This is a genomic window from Pseudomonas sp. WP18 (genome assembly GCF_036689585.1).
GTDB lineage: Bacteria > Pseudomonadota > Gammaproteobacteria > Pseudomonadales > Pseudomonadaceae > Aquipseudomonas > Aquipseudomonas chlororaphis_E.
On sequence record NZ_CP144758.1, the window covers coordinates 4969571 to 4983037 of the forward strand.

General features: G+C 61.2%; 14 protein-coding genes. 5 read left to right on the forward strand and 9 right to left on the reverse strand.

Annotation, left to right across the window (positions count from 1 at the left end):
• Positions 1 to 36: 36 nt before the first annotated feature.
• Both V5F23_RS22050 and V5F23_RS22055 read right to left on the reverse strand, forming a co-directional pair.
• A complete protein-coding gene (locus V5F23_RS22050; RefSeq protein WP_042728754.1) occupies positions 37 to 381 on the reverse strand; it encodes a ribbon-helix-helix domain-containing protein in 345 nt (114 codons plus the stop codon).
• Positions 382 to 601: 220 nt separating this feature from the next.
• Positions 602 to 1075, reverse strand: a complete 474-nt coding sequence (locus tag V5F23_RS22055; protein ID WP_030140806.1) for a Dps family protein — start codon at positions 1073 to 1075, stop codon at positions 602 to 604.
• Between the two features lie 395 nt (positions 1076 to 1470).
• Between V5F23_RS22055 and V5F23_RS22060 the strand changes: the two genes are divergently transcribed.
• On the forward strand, positions 1471 to 2076 hold the full coding sequence (locus tag V5F23_RS22060; RefSeq protein WP_338496559.1) for a cold-shock protein: 606 nt from the start codon (positions 1471 to 1473) through the stop codon (positions 2074 to 2076).
• A 70-nt stretch (positions 2077 to 2146) separates the two neighbouring features.
• Here V5F23_RS22060 and V5F23_RS22065 read toward each other — a convergent pair whose 3' ends face one another.
• Together V5F23_RS22065 and V5F23_RS22070 are read right to left on the reverse strand one after the other, a co-directional pair.
• Entirely contained in the window at positions 2147 to 2353 is a 207-nt protein-coding gene (locus V5F23_RS22065) for a SlyX family protein (protein WP_042728752.1), read from the reverse strand.
• 4 nt (positions 2354 to 2357) lie between these two features.
• Positions 2358 to 2783 (reverse strand): HIT domain-containing protein, encoded by a 426-nt coding sequence (locus V5F23_RS22070; RefSeq protein WP_338496561.1) that lies wholly within the window; start codon positions 2781 to 2783, stop codon positions 2358 to 2360.
• 887 nt (positions 2784 to 3670) lie between these two features.
• Here V5F23_RS22070 and V5F23_RS22075 point away from each other — a divergent pair.
• Entirely contained in the window at positions 3671 to 5017 is a 1347-nt protein-coding gene (locus tag V5F23_RS22075) for an OprD family porin (protein WP_047736650.1), read from the forward strand.
• Positions 5018 to 5111: 94 nt separating this feature from the next.
• On the opposite strand, the gene V5F23_RS22080 is transcribed toward V5F23_RS22075, so the two are convergent.
• Together V5F23_RS22080 and V5F23_RS22085 are read right to left on the reverse strand one after the other, a co-directional pair.
• The gene (locus tag V5F23_RS22080) at positions 5112 to 5948 is read right to left on the reverse strand and encodes a mechanosensitive ion channel family protein (RefSeq protein WP_042728749.1); all 837 of its coding nucleotides are present in this window, start codon (positions 5946 to 5948) and stop codon (positions 5112 to 5114) included.
• A 144-nt stretch (positions 5949 to 6092) separates the two neighbouring features.
• Entirely contained in the window at positions 6093 to 6578 is a 486-nt protein-coding gene (locus V5F23_RS22085; protein WP_042728748.1) for a YajQ family cyclic di-GMP-binding protein, read from the reverse strand.
• A gap of 141 nt (positions 6579 to 6719) precedes the next feature.
• On the opposite strand from V5F23_RS22085, the gene V5F23_RS22090 reads away from it, so the two are divergent.
• From V5F23_RS22090 to V5F23_RS22100, 3 genes are read left to right on the forward strand one after another with little or no spacing between them, the layout of a single operon-like run.
• Positions 6720 to 7637 carry a putative 2-dehydropantoate 2-reductase gene (locus V5F23_RS22090; protein ID WP_338496563.1) on the forward strand — a complete coding sequence of 306 codons (918 nt, stop codon included), beginning with the start codon at positions 6720 to 6722 and terminating at the stop codon, positions 7635 to 7637.
• A 46-nt stretch (positions 7638 to 7683) separates the two neighbouring features.
• Positions 7684 to 9720 carry a HAMP domain-containing sensor histidine kinase gene (locus V5F23_RS22095; protein WP_047736654.1) on the forward strand — a complete coding sequence of 679 codons (2037 nt, stop codon included), beginning with the start codon at positions 7684 to 7686 and terminating at the stop codon, positions 9718 to 9720.
• 2 nt (positions 9721 to 9722) lie between these two features.
• A complete protein-coding gene (locus V5F23_RS22100) occupies positions 9723 to 10301 on the forward strand; it encodes a cob(I)yrinic acid a,c-diamide adenosyltransferase (protein WP_338496566.1) in 579 nt (192 codons plus the stop codon).
• Positions 10302 to 10451: 150 nt separating this feature from the next.
• Here V5F23_RS22100 and V5F23_RS22105 read toward each other — a convergent pair whose 3' ends face one another.
• The 3 genes from V5F23_RS22105 to argJ form a co-directional block, all read right to left on the reverse strand.
• Positions 10452 to 11396 carry a Nudix family hydrolase gene (locus V5F23_RS22105; protein ID WP_047736659.1) on the reverse strand — a complete coding sequence of 315 codons (945 nt, stop codon included), beginning with the start codon at positions 11394 to 11396 and terminating at the stop codon, positions 10452 to 10454.
• Positions 11393 to 12025 carry a glutathione S-transferase family protein gene (locus V5F23_RS22110; protein ID WP_338496569.1) on the reverse strand — a complete coding sequence of 211 codons (633 nt, stop codon included), beginning with the start codon at positions 12023 to 12025 and terminating at the stop codon, positions 11393 to 11395. Before V5F23_RS22110 ends, V5F23_RS22105 begins: the two co-directional genes overlap by 4 nt.
• A 136-nt stretch (positions 12026 to 12161) precedes the next feature.
• Positions 12162 to 13379, reverse strand: a complete 1218-nt coding sequence (gene argJ, locus V5F23_RS22115; protein WP_042731598.1) for a bifunctional glutamate N-acetyltransferase/amino-acid acetyltransferase ArgJ — start codon at positions 13377 to 13379, stop codon at positions 12162 to 12164.
• Positions 13380 to 13467: the final 88 nt, after the last annotated feature.

Sequence of the window (13467 nt, forward strand, 5' to 3'; positions counted from 1 at the left end):
GCCGCTCCCGGCCCGTTTCAAGCACTGGCCTGGGCCTCAGTGCCGTCCGACGACCTCCAGCCCGGTTTCCTTCAGACTGTGCACAACGCAGACCACACGCACCAGGCCACTGAAATTGCGCACGCCACCATGGCGTAAGTGCACCTCCCGGTCCACATGGGACAGCAAGGTGCTGATGGAACAGCGGTTGAGCCGGGCCATGTCGGCGAGGATATCCCAATAGACCTGCTCCAGACGCAGACACGTGGCAAAGCCATTCAGGCGGATGGACCGGGCCCAGGGCCGAGCCAATTGCATGTCGAAGCCCCTGACGAACGGATCGACGTGGATGGGCTGACAGCGCCCGCGCGCGCCCTCGCCGGGTTCTTTTCCTTGAATCATACCGTTGACACTCCTTTGCCAGACGAACCTTTCAGGTGGAACACTCCGCCTGTGGCGCTTATTGGAAGCTCAACGGCATCGGCAGATCCAGACGACTTTATGGCCATCGACGTAGGACAAGCCGACAGCCGGCAGGCGACGAATTACGCCGTCCTACCCGCTGCCTACAAATCCCGGCGCCCTGCTCCCGGAGAACAAGGGCTCGGCAGCCCTGCCAGGCTTATTTATCTTCCAACAGCGAGCGCAGCATCCATGCGGTCTTTTCATGAACCTGCATGCGCTGGGTCAGCAGATCGGCGGTGGGCTCGTCGCTGACCTTGTCCAGGAGGGGAAAGATGCCACGGGCGGTACGCGTCACCGCTTCCTGCCCTTCCACCAGTTGCCGGATCATATCCTCGGCACCGGGCACGCCCTCTTCTTCCTTGATGGAAGACAAGCGCGCGTACACCGAGTAGGCACCCGGCGCCGGGAAACCGAGGGCACGGATGCGCTCGGCGATCAGGTCCACCGCCAGCGCCAGTTCGTTGTATTGCTCCTCGAACATCAGGTGCAGGGTGCGAAACATCGGCCCGGTGACGTTCCAGTGGAAATTGTGGGTCTTGAGGTAGAGCACATAAGTGTCCGAAAGCAGGCGTGAAAGCCCGTCGACGATGGACTTGCGGTCTTCTTCACTGATACCGATATCAATGGCCATGTTGATTGATCTCCTGACGGTGATGAATGAGACAGCGGCTCCTCCACTGTAGTGGTTTTTGCCGCCGGCAGCCTGCGACAGATCGCCGGCCCTCCTGAACCGACAAGCCGGGACGCCGGGCGGTTCCGACACACGGGCCCCTTTAACGGCGCTCGCCTGGCCCCTGCAAGCGTCCACCGGGTGGCTGGCCGACGAACAGCGCGGTATGGGTCCGCGACGCGTTTGAGAAGGCCAAGGCTTTACTGTTAAATAGGCAGTGTGTCGCTACGCCTATTTTCCAGGACGTGGCGCATAGGCTGGTTCGAATACGTGTCCAACGCCTCTCCATTTTTCCGAAGCGAACCGTCCTCGACCCGCTCTTCCTTGTGATCTGTCTTAACCGTGAGCCAATTAAAATGTTGAAAATCGTCCACTTGCTAATGGGCGCAGCTGCCTTGCTGCTGTCCTTCATCCCTAGCCTGGGTTCCGAAGCCACACCTTACCTGCAACATCCCGATGCACTGTACCTGGCCTTTTTCGGCCTGCTCAACCTGACCCTCGCGCCCGTCATTCCTTACTGGAATAAAGGCCCCCGTCATCAACTGCAAAACCTCGTCAGCGTCCTGCTGGTACTGGCCGTCGCCCTGCAAACCCTGGCGTTGCTGGCCCCCATGCCGGAAATCGCCGGCCAACCGGCCATTGCGTTCAGCCTTGGCTGTACGTTGCTGGCCGTGGCCGTGCACCTGGGCGTCAGCTTCTACAAGAAGTCGTCGCCCGCTGCTGCCTCGCAGAACTACGACATGTCCAACCGCGATACCGGCACCGTGAAGTGGTTCAACACTTCCAAAGGCTTCGGCTTTATCTCCCGCGATTCCGGCGATGACATTTTCGTGCATTTCCGGGCCATCCGTGGCGAAGGCCATCGCGTCCTGGTGGAAGGCCAGCGCGTAGAGTTTTCCGTGATGAACCGCGACAAGGGCCTACAGGCCGAAGACGTGATCGCCGCGCTGCCGCGCCGCTGATCCTGCCGTAAAAAAACCGCGATGCAGCCTCGCTGCTCGCGGTTTTTTTGGGCCTGGCACTCGGTGCCGGTCAGTAATGAGGAGGCGGTGCCTCTTCTTCGAAGGATTCGAACTGCCCAGCCATCTCTTCCTGGCGCTTGAGCAACGCCGCCATTTGCAACTGCAGCCGCTCGACCACGCGCTGCTGCTCCACCAACACATCATTCAATGCCTGGATGGTATCATCCTGAAACGCCAGGCGACTTTCCAGATCGGTTACACGGTCTTCAAGGTTCATGGTTTCAGCCCTCCAGAAACTTGAAATCATCGGTCAATGCCACGCGCAAGCGTTCGCGAATGGCCTTCACTTGCACGTCATTATAAGGCTGTGCCGGGTGTTTGCCCCAGACCGGTGCCGGCCACGCGGCATCATCGCGTTTGCGCACGATGACATGCATGTGCAATTGACTGACAACGTTACCCAGCGTCGCGACGTTCAGCTTATCGGCGTCGAACGAGTCCTTGAGCGTTTCGGCCAGGGCCGTGGTTTCTTTCCACAGTTGCTGCTGGTCCATGTCATCCAATTGAAATAATTCGCTGATATTTTCCCGCCGCGGTACGAGTATGAACCACGGGTAGTTGGAATCATTGGACAAGAGCAACCGACACAGCGGGAAATCGCCGATCGGCAATGTGTCTTGTTGCAGTCGTAGATCTAAGGCAAACACCGCGCGCACTCCTGATGGTTGATCGGTCCGGTTTCCGGGCACAGGCCGCGCCGGACACAGACCGGGAGCATACCTGCGAATGCCGAAGGGTTCACGGGGCACTCGTTCGACACGCCTGCATCGCCTTTTTGTTCACCGCTCTTTCAAGAACCGGTATGAACGAGGGCGGGCGGCGCACCAACACGGCGCAGGGTCCAGTGTGCAGTCCGACAGCAGCGTCCCAGGGCCTGGCAAATGCACCGGAGCTGTCAGATTTTCGTACAGCTTGAAAATTTTTTGCACCAAAACAGCACAGTGGGTCTACGCTCAGTGCACGAAGCATCCGGGATTTACTCACTCGATGGGGTGAACCGGTAACGTTTTTGGTTGTCGCGCACCGCTTCAAGACGTTCAACACGAGAGCCGCGCAGCCGTCAACCCTATTTAAAACAAGGCCTTTGGAGCCCGGTCTCATGAGGTTTCACCGCGTCAATCGGCAGAATGTGAAAAAAATGTAAAAGAAATTCGGGTTTGTGCATGCTTGTTGCATTCATCCGCACATCGTCCAAGGGCTTCGCCGGAAGCGAAAACCCGCAGACCTATAAATTAAAGTGGCAAGGCTGCCCTCAGGAGCTTCAAGCGCGGTAATGACGGACTCTTTACGCCAATGCCGGAGAGAAAAAACAACCTTAGAAGTTGTGAATCCGATTGCGTTGGTTCAGCCGAAATACGACATGGATCGAGCCATTGGCGACACGGTCGTAAAGAAGCTGAAAGGTTGTATGGGCAAGTATCGCCAATAGGGTCGGCGTGATATAAGTTTGCGCCGACACAAAAAGAAAGAGCCGCCCAGATAATAAAACAGGTGGGACGGCAGTACTCTTCTAAAACCAAAGGAGCAAATCACGATGCGCGTGATGAAGTGGAGCATGATCGCACTGGCCGTTGCTGCAGCAGCCAGTACTCAAATGGCTACGGCCGCACCTTTCGTAAGTGACCAAGCTGAAGCCAAGGGCTTTGTCGAAGACGCCAAGTTCGACTTGCTGCTGCGCAACTATTACTTCAACCGTGACCGCAAAAACGGTTCAAACGACCAGAAAGACTGGACTCAGGGTTTCTGGGGCAACTTCAGCTCCGGTTACACCCAAGGCACGGTAGGGGTCGGTGTTGATGCATTCGGTTATCTGGGCATCAAACTGGACGGCGGCGACGGCACGGCAGGTTCGGGCAACATGAGCCGCAACTCCCAAGGCCACAACGAAGACGACTTTGGTAAGGCCGGTGCAGCCGTCAAGCTGCGTATCTCCAAAACCGAACTGAAATTCGGTCAAATGCAGCCTAGCACCTCCCCAGTGTTCGCTGTCGGCGGTTCCCGCCTGTTGCCTCAAACCGCTACCGGTTTCCAACTGCAAAGCAGCGAAATCAAGAACCTGGATCTGGAAGCAGGTCACTTCTACTCGGCCTCCAGCCAGGACGAGATGAACAGTGACGGTGAGCTGCACGCTACATACGCATCCGGCGACAGCATTGCCGTTACCGGCAAGACCATGGATTACGTTGGTGGCAAATACGGCATCTCCGACGATCTGAGCGTTTCGCTCTACGGCTCCAAATTCGAAGATATTTGGGACCAGTACTACGCCAACGTGAACTACACCATCCCTATGGGTAACGACCAGTCGCTCAATCTGGATGGTAACATCTACCGCACCGTCGATACCGGTAGCGCCAGAGCGGGTGATATCAGCAACACCACGTTCTCGCTGGCAGCTGCGTATTCGTTCCTGAAAGCGCACACCGTTACCGTGGCCTTCCAGAAAGTGGACGGCGACACTCCATTCGACTACGTCGGTGTGGGTGACAACAACCGTGGCGGCGACTCGATCTTCCTCGCCAACTCCATCCAGTACTCTGACTTCAACGCCCCTAACGAGAAGTCTGCTCAGGTTCGTTACGACCTGAAGATGGCTGAGTACGGCGTACCAGGCCTGAGCTTCATGGCCCGTTACGTTAAAGGCTGGGATATCGACGGTACCAAGATGGATGCCTCCAGCCCATACAACCAATACGGCTATGGTGAAGATGGCAAGCATCACGAAACCAACGTCGAAGCCAAGTACGTGGTTCAGAGCGGCCCTGCCAAGGACCTGTCGTTCCGCGTTCGTCAAGCATGGCACCGCGCCAACACCGACCAGGCTGAGGGCGATATCAACGAGTTCCGCCTGATCGTCGACTACCCGATCTCGGTTCTGTAATTGCCGAAAGTTAGTTCGCGGTAATCAAAAAAAGGCCCATCTTCGGATGGGCCTTTTTCATTGCTGGCTATTCATGAATAGTCTGACCAACAGGTCAAACAGACTCCTGAACCACCCGAATCACACGCTGTGGGAACGGAATATCGATCCCCGCATCCTTCAAACGGTCCCGAGCCTGTTCATTCAACATGAACATCACGCTCCAGTAATCGGCCGTCTTCACCCAGATCCGCAACGACACTGTGATCGAACTGTCACCCAAGGTGGAAATCACTGCTTCAGGCGCCGGATCAGCCAACACGCGCTCATCCTTCGCCAGGTCCAGCAACACCTGCCGGGCCTTCTGCAGATCCGCCTGGTAATCCACACCCACGTCGAATACCACTTTGCGGGTCGGCTGGCGGTTGGTGTTGGTGATGATGCCGTTCGACAGGTTGCCGTTGGGCACGATGACCGTCTTGTTGTCGCCAGTGCGCAGTACGGTGTGGAAGATCTGGATCGCATCGACCGTACCGGCAACGCCCTGGGCCTCGATCCAGTCACCGATGCGGAACGGACGGAACAGCAGGATCAGCACGCCACCGGCGAAATTCGCCAGGCTGCCCTGCAACGCCAGGCCAATCGCCAGGCCAGCCGCACCGATGGCGGCGACGAACGAGGTGGTTTCCACGCCGATCATCGACGCGACGCTGACGATCAGCAGCACTTTCAAAATGATGTTCGCCAGGGTACTGATGAACCCTTGCAGCGCCAGGTCCGCGTTGCGCAGGGCCAGCAGCGCGCCCAGTTTCTGCGTAACCTTGTTGATCAGCCACCAGCCGATGGCCAGGGTGATGATCGCCAGCAGCACCCGGCTGCCGTACTCCATGATCATCGGGATCCAGGCCTGGGAAGCCTTGACCAGGTGGTCCACTTCAGCGTTCAAGTCCATCGTTGTCTCCTTTTCCTGTTACACGCGGCATTGTGGTAAGAGAGGATGCTCGCGCTTGGGTGCGTAGCGCTCACCGATAAGGGGCTGCTACGCAGCCAGCGGGAGCGAGCTCCCTCGCCACAGGGTCTCCATGCAACTGAAATATCAGTCGCGGAAGTTATTGAATTGCAACGGCATGCCGAATTCCTTGCCGCGCAGTGCCGCAATGGCCTCTTGCAAGTCGTCACGCTTCTTGCCGGTCACCCGCACCTGCTCGCCCTGGATGGCGGCCTGTACCTTGAGCTTGGCGTCCTTGATGTGGGCAACGATCTTCTTCGCCAGTTCCTTGTCGATGCCTTCCTTGAGCACCGCTTCTTGCTTCATCAGCTTGCCCGAGGCGAAAGCGTCCTTGACCTCGAGGCACTGTACGTCGATCTTGCGCTTGACCAGCGCGAGCTTGAGGATCTCGATCATCGCCTCGAGCTGGAAATCGGCTTCGGCGGTCAGGTTGACGGTCAGGTCCTTTTCCTTGAACTCGAAACTGCCCTTGCCCTTGAGGTCATAGCGACGGTCGAGTTCCTTGACGGCGTTTTCAACGGCGTTGGTGACTTCGTGTTTGTCCAGTTCGGATACCACGTCGAATGACGGCATGTAGTGTTCTCCAATAAAAAGGCGCGCCGGTAACAAAGGCGCGCGCTTGGCTTGTGGTTAAAATCGGGCTCATTATAACGGGTCTTTCCCCACTGACACTGCGAGCTCCCGGATGCCTGCGCCAAACCGAGTAAAAAACTGATGCCCACCACCTGGCATGTCCTGGGGGCCGGCAGCCTCGGCACGTTGTGGGCCGCGCGCCTGGCCCGGGCCGGCCTGCCAGTGAGGTTGGTACTGCGCAATGCAGACCGCCTGCAAGCCTATCAAGCCGCCGGCGGGCTGACGCTGGTGGAACAGGGCCAGGCGCAGTGTTACCCGGTCCCCGGCGAAACGGCGGACCACCACGAGCCGATCAAGCGCCTGTTGCTGGCCTGCAAGGCCTATGACGCCGAGGCCGCCGTCAGCTCGGTGGCCCACCGCCTGGATGCCGACTCGGAACTGATCCTGCTGCAGAACGGCCTCGGCAGCCAGGACGCAGTGGCCAACCGCGTGCCCCTGGCCCGTTGCATCAGTGCCTCCAGTACCGAAGGGGCGTTTCGCGACGGTGACTGGCGCGTGGTGTTCGCCGGCCATGGCTACACCTGGCTCGGCGATCCGGCGCATCCGGTGGCCCCGTTCTGGCTGGACGACCTGGTGGCCGCAGGCATTCCCCACGAATGGAGCGCCGATATCCTCACCCGCCTCTGGCGCAAACTGGCGCTCAACTGTGCGATCAATCCACTGACGGTGCTGCACCACTGCAAGAACGGCGGCTTGCAAAGCCACCACTGCGAAGTCGCCACCCTGTGCGCGGAACTCACCGATCTGCTCGAACACTGCGGCCAGCCCGCCGCCGCCGAAGACCTGCAACCGGAGGTCGAGCGGGTGATCCAGGCCACCGCTACCAACTACTCCTCGATGTACCAGGATGTCAGTAACCGGCGCCGCACCGAGATCAGCTACCTGCTCGGCCACGCCTGCAAGGTGGCCCAGCGGCACCGGTTGGCGGTACCGCACCTGGAACAACTGCGCCAGCGACTGATTGTCCACTTGGACAACCTCGGATTGCCCAGCGACTGAGCAGCGGCTACGCTGGCCCTCGTGTTCCTTTTTAGCGACCAGTCTGATGCCATTGCGCCAGCGCCTTGAGAACCTCCCGGTCGGCCAGAAGCTGCTGGCCGCCCTGTTGGTGTTATTGACCACTGTCCTGCTGGTGGCCAACCTGACCTTTATCAGTGCCGCCTACTACATCTCCCAGGAGAGCATGGCGCCCCAGGCCTTGCAGACCATTGGCCGGCTGGTGGCAAACCCGAGCCTGATCTCCGATGCCGTGCAGTCGCCGCAGAGCGCCAAGCGCCTGCTGGACGAACTCAACAGCTACGCACCGCTTCGGGCGGCGGCCCTGTACGACGGCCAGGGCGAACGCCTGGCACAACTGCAACAGGGCGAAAAGCTCAAGCTGCCGGACCACTTTCGCAAGATGCAGGCCTGGCAGGCCGGTGAGTTTCGCAGCAACCAGGTCATCACCCTGCCCCGTCCCGGCATGGAGCCCGGCCATCTGCTCCTGGTGGCCAGCAGCGAACTGCCGACCGCGTTCTACACCGGCACCCTGACCGCCAGCCTGGGCATCCTGATCTTCAGCGTGCTGCTGTGGCTGGTCATCGCCCAGCAGATCAAGCGCCTGATCACCCAGCCGATCCACCAACTCGAAGAGCTGTCACGCCAGGTCACCCGCGAGGAAAACTATGCCCTGCGCGCCGCCCGGGGCAACCACGATGAAATCGGCAGCCTGGCCGAGGCGTTCAACACCATGCTGTCGCGGATCGAAGCCCGGGAGCAACAGCTCAAGCGCGCCCGGGACGATTCCCAGGCCGCCTACGACCAGGCCCAGGGCCTGGCGGAAGAAACCCGCCACACCAACCGCAAGCTGGAGCTGGAAGTCCAGGTGCGTAGCAAGATCGAGAAGAAGCTCACGGGCTTCCAGAACTACCTCAACAGCATCATCGACTCCATGCCGTCGGCGCTGATCGCCCTCGACGAACAGCTCTACGTCACCCAATGGAACCAGGAAGCCAGTGCCCTTTCCGGCACGCGCCTGGACGAAGCCCTGAACCAACCGATCTTCCTCGCCTTCGAACCGCTCAAGCCCTACCTGCCCCAACTCAAGCAGACCGTCGAGCAGCACACCGTGGCCAAGATCGAACGCGTCACCTGGACCAAGGACGACGAGGCTCGCCACTACGCCCTGACCTTCTATCCGCTGATGGGCGGCGCCGGCCGCGGGGTGGTGATCCGCATCGACGACATCACCCAGCGCCTGTCGCTGGAGGAAATGATGGTGCAATCGGAGAAGATGCTCTCGGTCGGCGGCCTCGCGGCGGGCATGGCCCACGAAATCAACAACCCCTTGGGGGCGATCCTGCACAACGTGCAGAACATCCGCCGACGCCTGTCGCCGGACCTGCCAAAGAACCTCGAACAGGCCGAGCAACTGGGCATCGAACTGCAGGTGGTCAATCGCTACCTGGAAGGTCGGGAGATCCCGCAGTTGCTGGACGGCATCCAGCAGGCCGGCGCCCGGGCCGCGAAGATCGTCACCCACATGCTCAGTTTCAGCCGCCGCAGCACGCGGCAGATGGCGCCTTGCGACCTGCCCGCGCTGATCGACCAGGCAGTGGAAATCGCCGGCAACGACTTCGACCTGGCGATCGGTTTCGACTTCAAGGGCCAGGCGATCATCCGTCAGTTCGACCCGAACCTGGGCCCGGTCCCCGGCACCGCCAACGAGCTGGAACAGGTGCTGCTCAACCTGTTGAAAAACGCCGCCCAGGCGATCCACCAACGCCAGGACGACAGCGAGCCAGGGCGTATCATCCTGCGCACGCGGCTAAACCCGCCGTGGGCCGAGATCCAGGTCGAGGACAACGGCATCGGCATGAGTGAGAACGTGCGCAAGCGCACCTTCGAGCCGTTCTTCACCACCAAGGAAATCGGCCAGGGCACGGGCCTTGGGCTATCCGTGTCGTACTTCATCATCACCAACAACCACAAGGGCCAGATGGAAGTGCAATCGGCACCGGGCCAGGGCACCTGCTTCACCTTGCGCCTGCCCTTGGCCGGCACGTCCCTCACCCAGCAGGAAAACATACAACTGGAGCGCTGAGCATGGGCTTTCGCCTGTCGAAGATTTACACCCGCACCGGCGACACCGGTGAAACCGGGTTGGGCGATGGTCGCCGCGTGGCGAAGGACCACCCACGGGTCGAGGCCATCGGCGAAGTGGATACCCTGAACAGCCAACTGGGGTTGCTATTGGCTGGACTTGCCGCCGAAACCACGCACTACCCGGCGCTGAAGGAAGTCAGTGACGTGCTGGCACCCTGTCAGCACCGGCTGTTCGACCTGGGCGGCGAACTGGCGATGCCGGCCTATCAGGCGTTGAATGCGGCAGAAGTCGAGCGACTGGAAACGGCGATCGATGTCTGGAACGAGGAATTGGGACCGTTGGAAAACTTCATCCTGCCCGGTGGCTCGACGCTGATTGCCCAGGCCCACATCTGTCGCAGCCTGGCCCGCGGTGCCGAGCGTCGTTGCCAGCAGTTGAACGCCGTGGAACCGCTGGCGGGGCCGGGGCTGGCTTATATCAATCGGTTGTCGGACCTGTTGTTCGTGGCGGCGCGAATCATCGCCCGGCGGCAAGGGATAGCAGAGGTGCTGTGGGAGGCGGCCAAGCCTGGGGGGTGATCAAAAGAGATGTATCGCCGGTCAGGCCGCCTTCGCGGGCAAGCCCGCTCCCACAAGGTGATCGGTTGTGCCCCCTGACTTTATGTCTGACGCAGATCCAATGTGGGAGCGGGCTTGCCCGCGAAGGGGCCAGCAGCCCCACCACAAAAATCATGCCCCAGGCCAGAACGCCCGAATCCCCGCCACACCCTGAGCCCCAGCCTCCCAGGCCTGCCGCCGTTCAGCGGGCCCTACCCCACCCAACAGATAGACCGGCTTGTTGAAGCCCTCGATCAGCCGGGCCGCCTCGTCCCAACCCAACGGCTGGGCCTCGGGGTGGGTCTGGGTCGGCTGGACAGGCGAGAGCGTCACGAAGTCCACGTCCATCTGCTGCGCCAGGGACAACTCCTCGGCGTTATGGCAGGAAGCCGCCAGCCAGCGATCCTTGCCGAACGGACGACCGGCCGCCGCATGCTTGCGCAACTGCGCGGCGGTGATGTGCCAGCCAGCGGACGGGAAATCCCCCAGCCATTCGAACGGGCCCTTGAGCATCAATTGCGCCTTGCCGGCGCACAGCCCCACCGCATCCACCGCCAGGTCGCGGTACTGCGGATCGTAGCCGTTGGGCGCGCGCAGCTGGACCAGCTTGACCCCACCGGCAATCGCCTTCTGCAGGCCGCGCAACAAGGCCGGTGTTTCCAGGCCATCGGGGGTGATCAGGTATTCGCCAGGCAAACGGGCGGCGGCCACGATCGGCTGATTGGCCGCCGGAAATTCATAGCCCGTCAGCTCGCGTGCCGTCACCCAGGCCAATGGCTGTCCTTCGGCACCGTGGGGTTCGCCGGTGAACGCCGAGACTTCCCAGACGTCCAGCAACACCTGTTTGTCCGGGTAATCGTGGCGCACCTTGATCAGCGGCCGGGCGGCGCCGACCACAATGCCCAGCTCTTCATGAAGCTCCCGGGCCAGGGCCGCCTCGACGGACTCATCCGCCTCGACCTTGCCGCCGGGAAACTCCCACAGGCCACCCTGGTGCTGGGTGTCGGCCCGACGGGCGATCAGGATCCTGCCGTCGGCGTCGCGAATGACCGCCGCCGCTACGTGTACTCGTTTCACCGCGCTGCTTCCTCCAGGCCGGCCTGTTGCCAGGCCTTGAAGGCCGGCCATTGGTAAAGGGTTTCAACATAGGCCGCATCGATCGCCGGCAGTTCCACCTGGTAGGTACGCAGACGCACGGCAACCGGCAGGAAAAACGCATCCGCCAGGCCCAAGGTGCCGAACAGGTAAGGCCCGGCGTCGGTCGCCGCAGCCCGGCATTCGGCCCACAGCGCCAGCATCCGTTCGATTTCCGCCTGGACATCGGCCGGCATGGGCGACAACGGCGCATCATGGGCCAGGTCAAACGGCATGTGGGTGCGAAGGGCGAAGAAACCGCTGTGCATTTGCGCACATGCCGACCGCGCCTGGGCCCGGGCCGCTACATCCCTGGGCCAGAGGCCCGCCTCGGGAAACTGCTCGGCCAGGTACTCGGCGATCGCCAGGGAATCGGCAATGACGCCCGATTCGGTCTTGAGCAGCGGAACCTTGGCGGTGGCCGAATACTTGAGCAACTTCTGCCGCGTGTCGGGTTGATAGAGCCTGACCAGTTCTTCAGTGTACTTCGCGCCAGTCAGCGTCAACGCCAACCAGGCACGCAGGGACCAGGAAGAGATTTTCTTGTCGCCGATGATCAGGTGCAGGCTCATGTCTGGAATCCGTTCTTAGGGGTACAGAAATTGGCTGATGTCTATCGGGCCGCCTTCGCGAGCAAGCCCGCTCCCACAACGGCATCCCGTAAACGCCTGTGGGCGTGGGCTCGCTCGCGAAGAGGACGGCTCGATGTTAAGTCCGGTACTCGGCGTTGATCTTCACATACTCGTGGGACAGGTCGGTGGTCCAGATCGTCTCGCTGCACTCACCACGGCCCAACTCGATGCGGATGGTGATCTCTTCCTGCTGCATCACCGCCGCCCCCTGGGCCTCGGTGTAGCTCGCGGCACGAGCGCCCTGGCTGGCGATGCAGACGTCGCCGAGGAACACGTCGATCTTGCTCACATCCAGGTCTGGCACGCCGGCACGGCCGACGGCGGCGAGGATCCGGCCCCAGTTCGGGTCGGACGCGAACAGCGCGGTCTTGATCAGCGGCGAGTGGGCCACGGTGTAGCCAACATCCAGGCACTCCTGGTGATTGCCACCGCCATTGACCTGCACGGTCACGAACTTGGTCGCGCCTTCGCCGTCACGGACAATGGCCTGGGCCACTTCCATGCACACCTCGAACACGGCTTGCTTGAGCGCGGCGAACAGCGGGCCGCTGGCTTCAGTGATCGGCGGCAGGTTGGCCTTGCCGGTGGCGATCAGCATGCAGCAATCGTTGGTGGACGTGTCACCGTCGATGGTGATGCGGTTGAACGACTTGTTGGCGCCGTCGAGCATCAGGTCTTGCAGCACTTGCCGGGAGACATTGGCGTCGGTGGCGATGTAGCCGAGCATGGTCGCCATGTTCGGGCGAATCATGCCGGCGCCCTTGCTGATGCCCGTCACGGTGACGGTCACGCCGTCATGCTCGAACTGGCGGCTCGCGCCCTTGGGCAGGGTGTCGGTGGTCATGATGCCAGTGGCGGCAGCGGCCCAGTTGTTTTCCGACAGGTCATCGAGGGCGGCCTGCAGCGCGCCTTCGATCTTCTCGACCGGCAGCGGCTCGCCTATCACACCGGTGGAATACGGCAGCACCTGGCTGGCGTCCACGCCCGTCAACTCCGCCAGCTTGGCGCAGGTGCGCTCGGCGGCGGCCAGGCCTGGCGCGCCGGTACCGGCGTTGGCATTGCCGGTGTTGGTCAACAGGTAGCGCACCGGCCCCTGCACGCGTTGCTTGGCCAGGATGACCGGAGCGGCGCAGAAGGCGTTGAGGGTGAAGACACCGGCAACCGTCGAGCCCTCGGCGCAACGCATCACCACGACATCCTTGCGCCCGGGGCGCTTGATGCCCGCCGAAGCGATACCGAGTTCAAAACCGGCAACCGGGTGCAACGTTGGCAACGGACCAAGACCAACAGCCATGAATGCGCTCCTTAAATAAAATGTATGTCTGAATCAAATGGCAAAACGCCGCGACGGTCGGAAACCGGTCGCGGCGCAGGTCGTTCAG

Bases quoted from the DNA above. Each gene is read 5' to 3' on its own strand.
- V5F23_RS22065 (WP_042728752.1), bottom strand. From the start codon at position 2,353: ATGAACCTTGAAGACCGTGTAACCGATCTGGAAAGTCGCCTGGCGTTT.
- V5F23_RS22100 (WP_338496566.1), top strand. From the start codon at position 9,723: ATGGGCTTTCGCCTGTCGAAGATTTACACCCGCACCGGCGACACCGGT.
- V5F23_RS22075 (WP_047736650.1), top strand. From the start codon at position 3,671: ATGCGCGTGATGAAGTGGAGCATGATCGCACTGGCCGTTGCTGCAGCA.
- argJ (WP_042731598.1), bottom strand. From the start codon at position 13,379: ATGGCTGTTGGTCTTGGTCCGTTGCCAACGTTGCACCCGGTTGCCGGT.
- V5F23_RS22090 (WP_338496563.1), top strand. From the start codon at position 6,720: ATGCCCACCACCTGGCATGTCCTGGGGGCCGGCAGCCTCGGCACGTTG.
- V5F23_RS22110 (WP_338496569.1), bottom strand. From the start codon at position 12,025: ATGAGCCTGCACCTGATCATCGGCGACAAGAAAATCTCTTCCTGGTCC.
- V5F23_RS22080 (WP_042728749.1), bottom strand. From the start codon at position 5,948: ATGGACTTGAACGCTGAAGTGGACCACCTGGTCAAGGCTTCCCAGGCC.
- V5F23_RS22060 (WP_338496559.1), top strand. From the start codon at position 1,471: ATGTTGAAAATCGTCCACTTGCTAATGGGCGCAGCTGCCTTGCTGCTG.
- V5F23_RS22055 (WP_030140806.1), bottom strand. From the start codon at position 1,075: ATGGCCATTGATATCGGTATCAGTGAAGAAGACCGCAAGTCCATCGTC.
- V5F23_RS22085 (WP_042728748.1), bottom strand. From the start codon at position 6,578: ATGCCGTCATTCGACGTGGTATCCGAACTGGACAAACACGAAGTCACC.
- V5F23_RS22095 (WP_047736654.1), top strand. From the start codon at position 7,684: ATGCCATTGCGCCAGCGCCTTGAGAACCTCCCGGTCGGCCAGAAGCTG.
- V5F23_RS22050 (WP_042728754.1), bottom strand. From the start codon at position 381: ATGATTCAAGGAAAAGAACCCGGCGAGGGCGCGCGCGGGCGCTGTCAG.